Origin of the sequence: Streptococcus cuniculi (genome assembly GCF_004570575.1) — a bacterium.
In the GTDB taxonomy this organism is placed as follows: Bacteria; Bacillota; Bacilli; order Lactobacillales; family Streptococcaceae; genus Streptococcus; species Streptococcus cuniculi_A.
The window spans coordinates 66,904-81,186 of sequence record NZ_SPPD01000003.1; the positions used below are offsets into that span (position 1 = coordinate 66,904).

Annotated in this window: 15 protein-coding genes and 2 pseudogenes; 5 read left to right on the forward strand and 12 right to left on the reverse strand. The window is 35.9% G+C overall.

What is annotated here, in order from left to right:
• Positions 1 to 4: 4 nt before the first annotated feature.
• From E4T82_RS03110 to E4T82_RS03125, 4 genes are read left to right on the forward strand one after another with little or no spacing between them, the layout of a single operon-like run.
• A complete protein-coding gene (locus E4T82_RS03110; protein ID WP_135181432.1) occupies positions 5 to 190 on the forward strand; it encodes a hypothetical protein in 186 nt (61 codons plus the stop codon).
• Complete coding sequence (tnpB, locus tag E4T82_RS03115; RefSeq protein ID WP_135181433.1) at positions 171 to 521, forward strand: IS66 family insertion sequence element accessory protein TnpB; 351 nt, start codon at positions 171 to 173, stop codon at positions 519 to 521. Before E4T82_RS03110 ends, tnpB begins: the two co-directional genes overlap by 20 nt.
• The gene (locus E4T82_RS03120) at positions 493 to 681 is read left to right on the forward strand and encodes a hypothetical protein (RefSeq protein ID WP_135181434.1); all 189 of its coding nucleotides are present in this window, start codon (positions 493 to 495) and stop codon (positions 679 to 681) included. Before tnpB ends, E4T82_RS03120 begins: the two co-directional genes overlap by 29 nt.
• Entirely contained in the window at positions 635 to 1,987 is a 1,353-nt protein-coding gene (locus E4T82_RS03125; protein WP_135181435.1) for an IS66-like element short variant transposase, read from the forward strand. Before E4T82_RS03120 ends, E4T82_RS03125 begins: the two co-directional genes overlap by 47 nt.
• Before the next feature lie 123 nt (positions 1,988 to 2,110).
• On the opposite strand, the pseudogene E4T82_RS03130 reads toward E4T82_RS03125, so the two are convergent.
• The 3 genes and pseudogenes from E4T82_RS03130 to E4T82_RS03140 form a co-directional block, all read right to left on the reverse strand.
• Positions 2,111 to 3,927: pseudogene (locus tag E4T82_RS03130) on the reverse strand (SAG1250 family conjugative relaxase); the annotation flags it as partial.
• Positions 3,914 to 4,279 (reverse strand): plasmid mobilization relaxosome protein MobC, encoded by a 366-nt coding sequence (gene mobC / locus E4T82_RS03135; protein WP_135181436.1) that lies wholly within the window; start codon positions 4,277 to 4,279, stop codon positions 3,914 to 3,916. The gene mobC and the pseudogene E4T82_RS03130, both read right to left, overlap by 14 nt.
• Before the next feature lie 6 nt (positions 4,280 to 4,285).
• Positions 4,286 to 4,647: pseudogene (locus tag E4T82_RS03140) on the reverse strand (SAG1252 family conjugative relaxosome accessory protein).
• A 351-nt stretch (positions 4,648 to 4,998) separates the two neighbouring features.
• On the opposite strand from E4T82_RS03140, the gene E4T82_RS03145 reads away from it, so the two are divergent.
• Positions 4,999 to 6,162 (forward strand): ATP-binding protein, encoded by a 1,164-nt coding sequence (locus E4T82_RS03145; RefSeq protein ID WP_024405538.1) that lies wholly within the window; start codon positions 4,999 to 5,001, stop codon positions 6,160 to 6,162.
• Between the two features lie 94 nt (positions 6,163 to 6,256).
• On the opposite strand, the gene E4T82_RS03150 is transcribed toward E4T82_RS03145, so the two are convergent.
• From E4T82_RS03150 to E4T82_RS03190, 9 genes are all read right to left on the reverse strand, one after another.
• Positions 6,257 to 8,089 carry a UvrD-helicase domain-containing protein gene (locus E4T82_RS03150; protein WP_135181437.1) on the reverse strand — a complete coding sequence of 611 codons (1,833 nt, stop codon included), beginning with the start codon at positions 8,087 to 8,089 and terminating at the stop codon, positions 6,257 to 6,259.
• Positions 8,076 to 10,145 carry an ATP-dependent nuclease gene (locus E4T82_RS03155; protein WP_135181438.1) on the reverse strand — a complete coding sequence of 690 codons (2,070 nt, stop codon included), beginning with the start codon at positions 10,143 to 10,145 and terminating at the stop codon, positions 8,076 to 8,078. The genes E4T82_RS03150 and E4T82_RS03155 overlap by 14 nt, the downstream gene beginning before the upstream one ends.
• Positions 10,142 to 10,918: a type II toxin-antitoxin system toxin PezT gene (gene pezT, locus E4T82_RS03160; RefSeq protein WP_135181439.1), complete on the reverse strand. Its 777-nt coding sequence runs from the start codon at positions 10,916 to 10,918 to the stop codon at positions 10,142 to 10,144. The genes E4T82_RS03155 and pezT overlap by 4 nt, the downstream gene beginning before the upstream one ends.
• Positions 10,918 to 11,394: a type II toxin-antitoxin system antitoxin PezA gene (gene pezA, locus E4T82_RS03165; protein ID WP_135181440.1), complete on the reverse strand. Its 477-nt coding sequence runs from the start codon at positions 11,392 to 11,394 to the stop codon at positions 10,918 to 10,920. The genes pezT and pezA overlap by 1 nt, the downstream gene beginning before the upstream one ends.
• Positions 11,395 to 11,463: 69 nt before the next feature.
• Positions 11,464 to 11,754: a hypothetical protein gene (locus E4T82_RS03170; protein ID WP_167753550.1), complete on the reverse strand. Its 291-nt coding sequence runs from the start codon at positions 11,752 to 11,754 to the stop codon at positions 11,464 to 11,466.
• 49 nt (positions 11,755 to 11,803) lie between these two features.
• Positions 11,804 to 12,193, reverse strand: a complete 390-nt coding sequence (locus tag E4T82_RS03175) for a DUF5945 family protein (RefSeq protein ID WP_135181442.1) — start codon at positions 12,191 to 12,193, stop codon at positions 11,804 to 11,806.
• 53 nt (positions 12,194 to 12,246) lie between these two features.
• Positions 12,247 to 12,417, reverse strand: coding sequence for a DUF5965 family protein (locus tag E4T82_RS03180; protein WP_135181443.1), 171 nt, complete (start codon positions 12,415 to 12,417; stop codon positions 12,247 to 12,249).
• A 53-nt stretch (positions 12,418 to 12,470) separates the two neighbouring features.
• Complete coding sequence (locus E4T82_RS03185) at positions 12,471 to 13,547, reverse strand: DUF3991 domain-containing protein (RefSeq protein WP_135181444.1); 1,077 nt, start codon at positions 13,545 to 13,547, stop codon at positions 12,471 to 12,473.
• Positions 13,548 to 13,586: 39 nt separating this feature from the next.
• Positions 13,587 to 14,225: a peptidylprolyl isomerase gene (locus E4T82_RS03190; RefSeq protein ID WP_135181445.1), complete on the reverse strand. Its 639-nt coding sequence runs from the start codon at positions 14,223 to 14,225 to the stop codon at positions 13,587 to 13,589.
• Between the last annotated feature and the right edge of the window lie 58 nt (positions 14,226 to 14,283).

A 14,283-nucleotide genomic window follows, 5' to 3' on the forward strand; every position in this document is an offset into this window, starting at 1 on the left:
TTTGATGACACAACCTATCGTTCCTTTGAAAGTTCCCCCATCTCATCGTTTTGATAAGAAAAACAAAAACGAGAAGGTGTTGAAAATGCGGATTGGGAAACTTGAACTAAGCTTGTTCCCATCTCTTCATCAAGAAAGACTAGAAACTATTTTAGATAAGGTATTGCTCTATGCCCCTTCAACTCAATGATTTAGGTCAGGTCTATCTGGTCTGCGGAAAAACAGACATGCGTCAGGGGATTGATTCGCTAGCCTATTTAGTTAAAAGCCAATTTGAACTAGACCCCTTCTCAGGTCAAGTCTTTCTCTTTTGTGGAGGGCGTAAAGATCGCTTTAAGGCACTCTACTGGGATGGTCAATGTTTCTGGTTGCTCTACAAGCGTTTCGAGAATGGGAAACTTACTTGGCCAAACAATGAAGAGGAAGTTAAATCCCTCAATTCCGAGCAGGTGGACTGGCTCATGAAAGGATTTTCTATCAGTCCAAAAATAAATGTTTCAAAAAGTCGTGATTTCTATTGAAATCATGGCCAACGAGTTGACCCTCCTTCGTGAACAGGTTGAGTATCTGAGACAGAAACTCTACGGAAAATCATCAGAGAAAGTTGTGCATCAACCCGGTCAGCTGAGCTTGTTTGGGGAGGAAAGCCTCCCTGAAGAAGAAGCTGACTTACCCAGTTGAAACAGAAACGATTACTTATAAACGCAAGAAAACTAAAGGAGTTCGTCAGGCTATTTTTAGTCAGTTCACTCCAGAGATAGTTCATCACGAATTGCAGGGCGAAGACTGCACTTGTCCAGACTGTCATGGTCAGTTGAAGGAGATTGGCTCAGCTGTTCAACGACAAGAGTTGGTCTTTATTCCTGCACAATTAAAGCGGATTGACCATGTTCAACATGCCTACAAGTGTCAGGCATGTAGTCAGAAGAATCTAAGCGATAAGATTATCAAGGCTCCCGTTCCTAAGGCACCTTTGGCACACAGCTTGGGTTCGGCATCTATCATAGCCCACACTATTCACCAGAAGTTCAATCTTAAGGTACCGAATTACCGTCAGGAAGAGGACTGGCATAAGCTCGGTCTGCCCATCAGTCGGAAGGAAATAGCCAACTGGGACATCAAGTCTAGTCAGTATTATTTCGAACCGATTTATGACCTGTTGCACGAGAAATTGTTAGAGCAGCCTATTCTTCATGCGGATGAAACCTCCTACAAGGTCTTGGAAAATGATAGCCAGTTGACCTTCTACTGGACTTTCTTGTCTGGGAAGCATGAGAAAAAGGGAATCACCCTCTATCATCATGACAAACGTCGGAGTGGCTTAGTTGTGGAGAAATTTCTTGGGGATTATGCAGGCTACGTACATTGTGACATGTGGAGTGCTTATCGTCAATTAAACAAGGCTCAGCTGGTTGGTTGTTGGGCTCACGTCAGACGAAAGTTTTTTGAGGCGACTCCTAAGAAGACCGACAAGACTTCTTTAGGAGCTAAGGGATTAGCCTATTGCGACCGCCTATTTGCCTTAGAGAATGACTGGGCAGATTTGTCTAGCGAGGAACGACTGCATAAACGTGAGACAGAGTTGGCTCCCTTGATGGACGAATTCTTTGACTGGTGTCGCAATCAGGCCGTCTTGCCAGGTTCCAAATTGAGCACTGCTTTGGAGTATAGCCTCAACTACGAAGCCACTTTCCGAACCGTTCTCTCGGACGGTAACTTAGTCTTGTCTAACAACATGGCTGAAAGGGCAATGAAGACCTTGGTTATGGGCCGTAAAAATTGGTTGTTCTCTCAAAGCTTTGAGGGAGCTAAGTCGACAGCTGTCATTCTGAGCCTTTTGGAAACTGCTAAACGACACGGTCTTGATTCAGAAAAATATATGACCTATCTTCTAGAACACTTACCTAACGAGGAGACGCTCGCAAAAAAAGAGGTGCTAGAGGCTTATTTACCATGGGCTGAACCAATTCAGAACAACTGCAAATAGAAAAGTTTCCAAAGTCAAATTGACTCTGGAAACTTTTTCTATATACTCGATTATTGGGCGATTACAGCCAAGCCTGTTTTCAATATACCTCGTTATTGGGCGCTTACTATTTATTCTGTTCCTGAGAATGTTAAAAATATTTTCAAGCCTCCTCACCGCATTTTCATATTCATTGATTTTACTATTTAACTGATTTTGAATACCTTCAATCTCAGATTCTACCTGCTCAATCGTTAGCTCCTGCGATAAGTTTAGTTTTGAGCGCTCATACTTAGCTAGTCGCTTAGTGTCTTGATTCTCACTTTGTAAGTTAACAACGACTTCGGCCATCTTGTTTAGGGGGCATTTTTTTCTTGTAAGTTTGTTAAATCAATGTCTAGCTGTGCAATTTCTTCAACCAATTCATCTTTTAATTCAAGAAAGGATTTATTTTGAGTGTGCAAGATCATCAATAAATTGATTTCTTCTATTTTTTGTTGAAGACTAGACAGACTTGTTCGTCTCATATAAGGCAGAGACTTATTGTCAAATGTCAGTTGACGAATCAAGTCCCTTCCTTTCATAAATCGATTTTTTTCTGAATGTTCCTTATGATAAATGAAATAAGAAGCTGTTTCTCGAATAAACAATTGATACTGTTTCTTATTTTCCTTCTCTAAGATATTTAACTGATGATTCGGAATAAAGATTAGTCCTTCTTGTCCAATACCCATCCAAACTTTAACAAATAGACCATCTGGCACAATTTTTTCAATTTGCTCCTCCGTAATCTCAATTTCAAATTCATGCACGGCATTTCTCTTAGTTTTGTAGGTATCAAAAGCTTCGGGTATTTTTTCTGCCGTCAGTACATCCGTATGCTGCTTTTTCATAAACTCATCAAATTCTAATTTTACTTCACTGATACGAAGTGTTGCATCTACATTATGCTCCTTGAAGAAATCATCAAAATAGCCAATGTCATAAAGATTTTTCTTACTCAATGACTTATTTGGTATGGAAATGCAGCTCTCTCCATCAGAAAGAACAAAATCTATCGTTTTTATTTTACTCTTCAGTTCCAATCCTAGTAAACGAGCTTGTTCAACTAAATCATCAAATGAGTTAGATCTTGGTAACAAAAATTCTAAAATCTGTTCAATCTTTTTCTTGGCAAAATATTCTTGAAAAAAATCATATGTATAAAGTTCACGCTTATTCAGCTTATCTCCTCGGATGACTTGCTTCATATCTCTGTCTGTCACAAAAAATCGACTATGTTTCCTTGAGAAATCTATTTTGACATTCAGTTGCTCTGCTTTTCGCATAAAATCATTGAAATCAATTGAATGTTCCATTAAAAAGAATAATCGTTGCTTCAGTTCGTATTTATGATTAGAACGGCGGTAAACTTCATAATCCCTATGAGAATATCTTTTGGGTGGAATGATTTTGGCCCCAGCTACTTTAAAAATCCTATCCGAAATCATTTGCAAATTTCTTTCAAGAGCGTAGTCCCACTTCAACTTTTTTTGAGATTGGCAGTCGATTGAGTTAATAATAATGTGATTGTGACAATGGTCCTGATCAACATGAGTGGCAACAATGAATTTATATTGACCACCTGTTAACTCTTTTATCGTTTCATAGCCAATGCGATTGATTTCCTCTGGACTTAATTTATCCTCAGGTGAGAAAGACTGAATGATATGATGAGCATGTATTTTCTGTTGCTTTTTCTCTTGTCTATCAAACCGTGAATCGTATAGTTGGTCATTTGATAGGAAATTATTTTGATACATCTTTACCAGTTCCATATAGTCAGGAAAGTCAAGATAATTACTCATCCCAAAATCTGAAACCAAAGATAAATCCCTAGTTTTCTTAGGCTCAAGAATATACTTGATTAATTGACGTCGGTATTTTTTCCCATGAATAGCATAGTCCTTAGTGATGACCATAAAATTCTCTCAATCGCTGACACTTTATGTCAAAATCTTGTTGCAACTGTTTTTCTAACTCTGCTATACCGAGCTGCAATTCTTTTACTTGTTGAAGACTTATAAGGTGGCTTTGATTTACCGCACGTGCAATCTGGTTTATATTATTTCCAATCCTACGAATTTCAAAAATCAGGTCTTGAAATCCCCTTGTATCGATAGTGATAAAATTCATACTAGGATCGAGTAAGGTTTTTCTGGCATAATGAGAAAAGTTTGGACACTGACTCTGAGCAAGATTTTTGTTGAGGATAATTAATTCTTGATCACTCAAATACACCTTTTTTAAATCGGTCCGATAGCGATTTTCCATAATAACTTACCCCATGTACTTGTCTTTGAATGAATGGCTTAATGGAATACTTTTCTCAATTTCCCTCATCAAGTCTTTGACACAAGTCAAAATGATTTCAAGATGTTCCATTGTAACGGATTGAGACAACTTTGCCAAAATAAGTATTTCATATACATCTCGATAAATCTGTTCTACTTTTTGGTGCTGTAAATATTTTATCCATTCTTCAAGCTGCTGAGATGATTGGTGGTTTATTTTCAATAATTTACCTCTAGCAAAAGGGGGAAATTGTTCATATCCCTCCTGTTCCATCAAATTTTGTATCTGTTGATACTCTCTATTGAGAAATTGACTTCCTTACGTATCTCTCTAACTAAATTTCCCATCCTGTATCCTCCTCATTCTTTAATATCGGTATATCCCCGCACTCGTATTAGACACGGCACTGCATAATATCTTCCTTTCAGGTCTTTGCGAGCTCAGATATTGTGTCCACAATATCCCAAAAATCATATCGCCAGCCGACCAAAACCTTCCAGTTTTGACAGCCAACGATAAGATAACTTGGTGGCTCCGCCCCCAAACCCCCAAGAAAAAATCAAGGGTTGATTTTCTTAGGAATGATATTATGATAATAGAGGTGATTTGGAAAAGGTATCACAACTAATACAGTTATAATTGACTTTCTTAAATTCTATGATACAATTCCTGTAAACTGAATATTTGGAGAAATAGGCATGCTGAATATAGAACAAATAGATTTACTACTTAATACTCCTGAAGATGAGTTTCATGATTTCAAACAAAAATGGCATCATTCAAAGTCTGAATTAGTTCGTGACATCTTGAATTTTGTTAATACATCACATCACGAAGATTGTTATATCATTTTTGGAATTGATAATATCACTTTAGATATAATCGGTGTAAACAATGATGATAATAGAAGAAATGAAGAAGATCTGACAGATTTACTACATAAACTCTTTATATCAACAAATAATCAAATTAAAATTAGCATACAAACTGAAACTATAGACAACAAAGAAATTGACATCTTAATTATTCATGATACAGATAGAGTTCCTGTATTTTTAACAAAAGATTATAAGCCTAAGAAAGATACTGCATTACCAAAAGGATTAATATATGCTAGAAATGGCTCTATAAATACTCCTAAAGACTCCTCTGCTCCTTTTGAGTTAATAAATAAGTTGTTTCAAAAGTTTAATCATACCGACTTAAATATCAAAGAGCAGTATTTTCATGTTTTAAAAGACTATAAAAATTGGTTCTTCATTGAAAATGAAGACGGAAGATTTTTTATTTATAATCCTAATCCCGATTTTTATATTAATCTTACCGACGATGATGCAAATCGTTTCGAAACTATGCCTTATAGTTTAAATCAATACCAAACCAATGTTGATTGGCAATTAGTACAACTCCGTTATCGACACCTTACAATTATCGACTTTATGGCTTTATATTTAGATCAGGGAAATTGTCTAGTGCCCTCCCCTGATTTAGAAAGTTTTGAATGTGGTTATTCTGACACTATTTATTACCACTGCTTATACAAAAATACTTTAAAATACCAATTGCTGAAAGTTTTTTCTTCAATATCTGGTCTCGAAAAATATCCTTTAGAAAGATTTAAAAATAATATAGTAATTTATGATGATAAAATGGAATTGGAAAAGACTCACAACTTAATAAAAAGTAAATTTTCAACAGAAGAGATAATGAAGCAACTAGCAGTTTCAAAAAAAGATTTGAATTTGTACTTTAAAAAGGCGAAACAAAAAAATCCTAACTATAATAGTCAAGAAAATGAAAAAAACTTAACTGAACTAAACTTAATTAAGTTATTAAAAAGTTTTCAAAAAAGTATATCTTGATAATCTGCTATCACATTTTCAACTACTCAAACATGCAATATAAGGCATAGGAATTAGATTATTTAAAAAACAAATTCCTATACCTTAATCATTATTAATTAACAACCTTTACTAGGTTAGACTGGGTTAGCAATGAATATATCTCATTAATATTTCTATTGTTTTGTGCCCTATTATTTCTCAATTTACAGTATGTGAAGATTAGGTGACTTTTTGCTCGTGAAAGTGCAACGAAGAACGCACTTTTATCTTCTTCTGGTTGATTATTGAAATTCCAGAACGCAGAATCCTCCAAGCCTAGAAAGTAAACTGCCTCATATTCTAATCCTTTACTCTTATGAATAGTCATGATTGGAATTGAGTTCTCCCCCTTGAAATTAGATACTATTTGTATCCATAAACCAAGTGACTGGGAGTACTCTATATATAATAATTTTGAAAAGTTCTTGACAATGGTAGTTAGGTCACTTTTCCCATTGTATATTGAAAAGTTTGAAATAATTCTTTCATCACCTATTTTTTCAATAATATACTCAATTAAGTTTAGCATGCTGTCTTTATCGGGAATAAAATTTGAAATTAGGGAAGCGATATCACTAATCACATTATCAATCTCCTTATATGATTTTGCCAAAGATAATTCATCAGTAAACTCATCGATTCCATTGATATTTCCATAGAAATGACTAATATTTTCCCAAATTAAAGGATCCCGTTTTCCTTGACTACATGATATTAAATCTAACAATAGGTTACAAGTAGGGTCTTTTAAAAGCTCTTGATATTCATTTTCAATTCTTGCTTTAATTCCTTTGCTACTTAATATAGATATCAATTTTGAACTATAATCATCAATCTTCTGTTTTGCTAGGATACAAATTTCTGATGGTCGTATACCTCCTTGAATTTTTGATTTAATATCATCTGCAATTGACTCAGCTTCTAGACTTTCATTTTCAAATTCAAATAATGTTATTTCACCCTCTTGAGATTCTGGATAATCATTTGTATAAACAATGTTCATACCATTATTTAAGATTGAATCAACCTCTTTTTGAAATTTTACAAGTTTAGGTACAGAGCGGTAATTCATCGACAATTGATATTCATTTGAATTAAAGTCTCGAATATAGTCTGGAAAAATATTAGGATTTGCACCTGCCCACCTCATAATGGCTTGCTTATTATCACCTACTGCAGTCAATTTACAAGAAGAATCTAAAAAACACGTTTTTAATAAACTATACTGGGCAGATGTCGTATCCTGAAATTCATCTAAAAATACAAATTCGTATGTCATTTGAAGTGCTTTACAGACGTATTCGTTGGTAGCTATTATTTGAGTAGCCAACTTTGTTATTTGTCTGTAAAAAAGAACTGGTTTATTACTCTGAGTACCCTTTAACAGATCATTTTTTATAGTTGAATCTCTCTCATTCAAGGCAATACTTTCTTTCAAGGTAATACTTTCTGCAATTTCCTTAATTCTATTCATCCTCATTCCAGTAGTATTTAATCCGTTTCTATCAAGAACCTCTTTTATGACTTCCATTTCTTCAATCAAATAGTCCTTCGATGGTCTTATCTCCTCAGGAAGAACATTTCTAAATTGGTCTAAAATCCTCTTTTCAAATGCTGAATAGGTTAAAGAGGTAAAGCGAGAAGCATATTCATCACCGTAACGTTTTTTAACTCTATCTTTCAAATTTGCCGCAGCATCCGTTTTGAAACTTAATGCTAGAATTTTTTTCGGAGAAACGCATTTATTTGTAGAGAATAGATAGTCTAACTTTTGAGCTAGTAATTCAGTTTTCCCCGCACCTGGTCCAGCAATGACTAAACAGTTAGTCACATCTTTGACGGCTCCTAATGCAATCTCTTCTAAAATGATATCTCCTTTAGAAACCCACTCCTCACTCTTTACCATGTTCAATATCTCCAAGTAATTCTTCAGCACGGTTAACTATTTTTTCAAATACAGGGGGTAGATTTCTTGTTAATTCATCATCACTAATAGATGATAAAAATTGCATATGAGTTGTTGGCTTTCCTCTACCTAAAAAGAAATATTGATACCAAATCAGTAATTCTTTCTCTTCACTAGTAAAACTATCCCCCGGTCCACTCTTATCCTTTAAAGTAGCTATCTTTGCTTCTTCTATACGTTTTTCGAGACCTTCTAACTGCAATTTATCAATACAATCCAAATCAGTTAATTTTACTTTTTTACTATTCCCACCTGAATCAGCATATGAAACGACTGGTCCTTCTTTCGAAGATAACATATCCAGATAATGTTCCTTATAATGTTGTAGCATCAAGAAATCAATATCAAGAGGCGACGAAAAATAGACATTAAATTCTTCGAGCTTATTAAACCAATTAATCAGACGTTTATCTTCCATCGATTCACACTCTCGTGCCCCAATTTCATTAAAATCAAGTCCCTGAGTATTGAACCATTCTTGAAACTCTGTGTTCAGCTCATACAGATGTTGAGAAATATATTTTATTCTTCCCCAGCCACCTCCATATCTATCATTATCGAAATCTAATAAGGTAACATGAGGAATCCTAAGAGCGTTCAATAATTTCCAAAAATAATTAACATGCCTACCTCCTAAAGGAACTACTGAAATCTGAGAACTATCAATTTCCCGTCCAAGTAAATCAAAAAACTTTGGTAGTAACAATTCCTCACTATCACCCTCACCTAGAACTACTAACTTCGCAAAATAAAGTTCCGGATAAGCTTGAATTGCTCCCTTAATGTATTTATAAGATTCATCAATGGCTTGAGGTAGCTGTATACCAGAAACAATAGTTTGAAGCACTCTGTCATTATTTTCAATTCTTAAATATCTCAAATCTTCTGGTTCAATTCTTTTTACAATAGCTGGAGAGTGTGAAGTTAAAACTACTTGAGAGTTGTCATTATTACTCAACTGTTTAAACCGTTTCACCAGTTTACCAATGTGATGTGGTGCAATATGATTTTCCGGCTCTTCTATTGCTAAGATGGTTAGTATTGGTGGTATCAATTTAAATCTTGGATTATCAGGATTTTCTTCACGGTCTTTAATAATTTTTAACTCAATATCGAGTATCGAATCAACAAGTGAAAAATAAAAAATAGATCTCAGCCCATCTCCTAAATCTGAAACTGTAAACGCTCCTTCTGTGGTTGTCGGTGAAAATTTTAAAGCAATTTGTCTAAGGGCTCCCGCCATCTCAGAAGAATTAATAGTCAACTCTGCCTGAGAAAAACGGTTGTCTTCATGATATAGTTTCCACGATTTCTGGATTTCTTGGTTGATTTGGGTTAATGCACCACTTTCAGATAAAAAGGTATTATTCAACTCATCAATTTTGTTTGTAATTTGTTTTATCTCATCTTCGGTCCAATTTATACTATTTACTAGCCTACTTAACATACTACCTGAAGCATTTCCCAACTCCTTCTCAGGCGTTCTTGAAGCGGGTACATAAAGTACCCTAATTTTATCCAAATCCTTTCTAGGAGCACGGTGCTTATCTTCATCTTTAATAATATCTTCGGCAGATGAAATATAATAGATTTGAGTATCAATACTTCCTTCAACTGTTCCATCATCTTCCCAGGAAGATTCTAATCTGATTCGTAGAAAAGGTTTTGCATCACCTTGAGAAACTGTAAAGTGTTCGAAAAATGATGGAATGGCTGGACTGTAAGCAGTTCCATCCAATTCATCAAACTCAAAAATAGTTTCTATAAAGAGGTTTCTAGTATTTTCTCCGGGCCTTGAACCTTTTGGAAGGTGAAAATCACTTTTTTTAATTATTCTATCATTTTGTTTGTCCGAAAACAGCTTACTCAATGCTTGTAATACAGTTGTTTTTCCCGAACTATTATTCCCAATCAGTACCGTTTGATTGTTTAATTCAATAATTTGAATTTCACCGAATGATCTAAAATTATTAATAATTACTTTTGTTAACTTCATTTCTTATCTCCATTACCTGAAACTAATTCACACAACCGTTCCTGTCCTGCCTTCATCATCTCCTCCTCGACTTTACTCCATTTTCCAAAGAGGCATTCTTGTAACACTTCTGCTGTGGAACCTTCAGCAGTTTCAGAATCATAGGTACAAGTTCTATCTCTTTGATAAATTTGAATCAGGTCAAAGAGATTTTCGCTTTCTAACTCCCTCAAGTTATCAACCAAGTTCTCTACAATCCCATCGTGGTGTTCTTTTGGTGTTGCTCTGGCCTGATTGGGATCGATGGCATAAAGTTCTTCGTAACGAATCAAGGTGCTGAGATAAGAAAGCTCTGGTTTGGTACCAATTACAGCTAAAGAAACTTGGTAACCTTTAGAAGCTAATAATTGAGCAGTCTGACGAGGAACTTGAGTGGTACGCAAGGTTCCCTCAATCAGCAAGTGATAACCCTGCGTGCTGAGTTCGTCAACCAGATGCTCTACCATTTTTCCTGCAAATCCCTTGGTATAGTCCACGCTGTCCTTGCCAAACTTTTCTTGCAGGGCTAGGAAATTTGGATGTTGGGAACGATAGCTATCACCATCAATGATAATGATATTGCCTTGAAATTCCTTTTGCTTGATACGATGAATAGTCGTCTTACCTGCCCCGCTTTGTCCTCCAAGCAAGATAGCTTTCGGTCGATCTGGAATCGTCTTTCCTCGGGTTAAAGCACGAATGGTTCGCTGTAAAGCCATCTGAAACTCAGTTTCACTAAATTCTTCCAACCTCATTAAGCCACCACCCGATGATGCACCATGTCTAACATCCGCTCAATACCATCTAAATAGCCATTGTAACGCTCTATTTCATCGAAAGTATCGACAAGGTAAATTTTCGTATTGATCAATTCGGCCAAGTCATCACTCATCAAAATCCAAGGATTAGATTCATCATCAAAAGCAATATCTTGACTATACTGGTATCTATAAAGCTTTGATAAAATGGCTGCTCCACGTTCTTTTATCACTTCTACTTTTAAAGTCAGATGGTAATCTTCGACAGGTGTTAACATCTTGTCCTCCCCTACAATATCGACATAAGAAACATTAAATTTTTGACAAATACGGTCGATGAGTTCTGTTGAAACTGTACTAGTTCCATTTTCATAACGACTTAGGCTATTGCGTGAAATCCCAACCATTTTCGCAAATTCTGGCTGTGTTAAATCGTGTGTTCGGCGTAGTAATTTGATATTGTCTCCAATCATAGATATAGACCTCCTCGTATTTGTTTTCATTATACCATAAAAAACGGATAATGCACCAAATATGGTGCGTTACCCGTTTTTAGGTTTCTTCGATTGTTTAAACTGCTCTATTCGCTTCTCCAACTGCTCAGTATTCAGTTTATTTTTCGCTTCCTGTATCGACTTATCAAGACTTTGTCCCTCATCGGTTATAACGCTTTGAGATAATTCAACGCTCCTATCAGGCTTAAAACTTGTATCAAAAACCACATCTAGGAGTTGTTCTACTTTGGTTAGTTCACTATCTGACATCTCTGATAGTCGATGAATCAGTCGTTTAAATTGATCCTGGTTCTGTTTTTTCTTTTGAAAAAATTTCATTATCTTCTCCTTAAATTGTAAAAAGGTAGCCCACATAGGACTACCTGACTTATAAATCATCAATGGCTACTGAAATAGCCTGTAACTTTTTATTTTGGATTTTCTTTTCATCAATCAATTGATAAAGTTCTTCAATTTGCTTCTGACAGGCGGAAATATCCTTGTTGTTTTGTGCAATGGTATCTGCCAAGTGCTGTTTGTAGTCACTTGTGATATTTACTTTCTTAGGTTGACTTTGTTTAACAGTTGATGCGAGCGTTTGTACATATTTAGATTCTGACTCCTTTTGTTGCTGTTCAAAAGCAGCCACATAATCTACTTCTTCAATTGGTTTTTCATCCTGTTTATGAAAAAGTGCTGCGATTTTAGCTCGTTCTTCATGGGACGATGTTGGTTTCACATCGTCTAGTGGCTGATCAAAATTCCATGTTTTACTCATTCTGTATCCTCATTTCTGTAATCCGGGTGTAGTGTGGTTTATTCACCAAAGGCTTACTCTAGTGCTTCATGAAATGACAACTGACTAGATTGTTGCCGTTTGATAAATGTACTGTACATAGCTGTTTGTAGTTGGTCACGATAGTTTTCCAATTTCTCCGTCTCACGTGAGACCTTTTCTTCTTGCCTAGCTACTTTTTCAGCCAGACGTTCAATCACACTCATAGGGTGTCCTCCTTGTCACTTTCTAGATTATGATAGCGGACTTGATTTTGTTATCACAATTCCAATGCATGTTCCCATTTAGGTGGAGGATGATTCTTATTGACTTGTTCTTGGGCTGTTTGGATAATATCACTTAAGGATATTTCCTTCTGTTGTTTCACAATATCATTCCAATCTGACTTTGTTTCAAGTCCTTGTAATGGTGGTAAATCATGGGAAATCGGAAGTCCTTTATCTGACAGTTTCTGACAAAATTCTCTTCCTGCTTCATCGTTATCAACTGCCATTGTTATGACGTTTGAATGAGTTTGAAAAAAGATTGTCGTCTCTTGTATTGCCTGAAGATAATGGCTAAGTCTGCTTGGTTTTACTGTATCTAGAAATGCCAATTTCCCCTGTTCCTCTGCTGCTAGACGCAAAGTCTGATAAGCAATCACAGAAAGTTTTAAGCCTTCCATTGAAATCAGGCGAACATCGGATAACTGCTTTTGATGAAGTTGATAATAGCTCATCATATCGATAGCGGATTCACAAAAAATGAGTCGCTTGGGATTTCCAATATCAAAACTAATACCGACATGGCCATGAGATCCTTTCATGATTTTTTTGAGATAACCGCGATCGTGTTTTTCTTCATTTTTGACGAGACCTTGAAGGCTTGCAGCCTGTAAGACACCATTATGGTCATAACTTTTAAACACTAAAACCGACTCCGAATGATAAGTAGCTTGAGCAAGCAATCCTTGTCTGCCAAAGGAATTGATAGTCTGATCACTTAGGCCACGGATGTCTTTTAAGTAAATACGTGCTTGCTGAAAAGGTTCTTCATGCAAATAATAGTGAAACGGTTGATAAACCTCTTCTATTACTTTGGTCTGTTCAAAATCTCCAGTTTCAAGATAGGATACAGCCTCTTTGAAAGTAACGCCTGCTACTAATTGAACAAAGTCTATCACATCCCCTTGTATATCTCTTGAAAACCATTTGAAAGTATTAGTATCCGCAAAAATCCGAAAGGAATCATGGTCTGGGTGTTCATAAATTTGTCCTGATAAACGTCTGAAGGAATAACCCAGACTTTCAGCCACATCTAAAATGGCCTTTTGTTTTACTGCTTTAATTCGTGTCATCTTATCTCCCTATCAAAAAAAGCAGAAGAATGTCTCCTGCTAGTTGTTCTCACTTGTTGTAGTTCCTTGGATCGTTGGTATGCTGGAATTGGCTCCATCTGTTGCTTCTTTCATGTCCTCCAGTTTCCCATTCCAAATGGTCAACTGATTAACTAGGAGCTTATCGGAAACTTTGGAGTAGGATAACATAATCGTCTTGGTTTCTGTCTGAGTTGTTCGCTGTTGTTGCTCACTCAAATCAGAAACATAAGTCACTTGATAGGAAACTTCCGCAAGTGCAACATGGCTTTCTGTATTGACATAGATACTGGCTGATTCAAATCGGTAGTCAAGCATATAGTCTTTATAAACTTGATTGATCGCTTTATTCTGACTTGCTTCCTCTTCTGAAAATGCTGAGTCCGTCATATAGGGTTTGATACGAGTGTTATTTTCGCCCATCTGAACCTTGGTGAAATATTGAGTGAGAAATTCTTTGACAAGCTCATCTGATAGGACTGTCGCTCTTTCCTCCTGCTTTTTCTTTGATACAAGTTTATTGGCTTCTGCTCGTATTTGGTTCTCTCTTTGCTTTGAAATGGTTTGTGAGCCAATCGTGTAGCCAATCATGACCATAAAACTGACTGCGATTAAACCTCCTACTCCAATCAGAAATCGAGCTTTCACTTTATTTAACATGGCTTACTCCTTTATTAGTGATAGCTTCATCATATCAAGATTAGCTTTGAGATTTTAT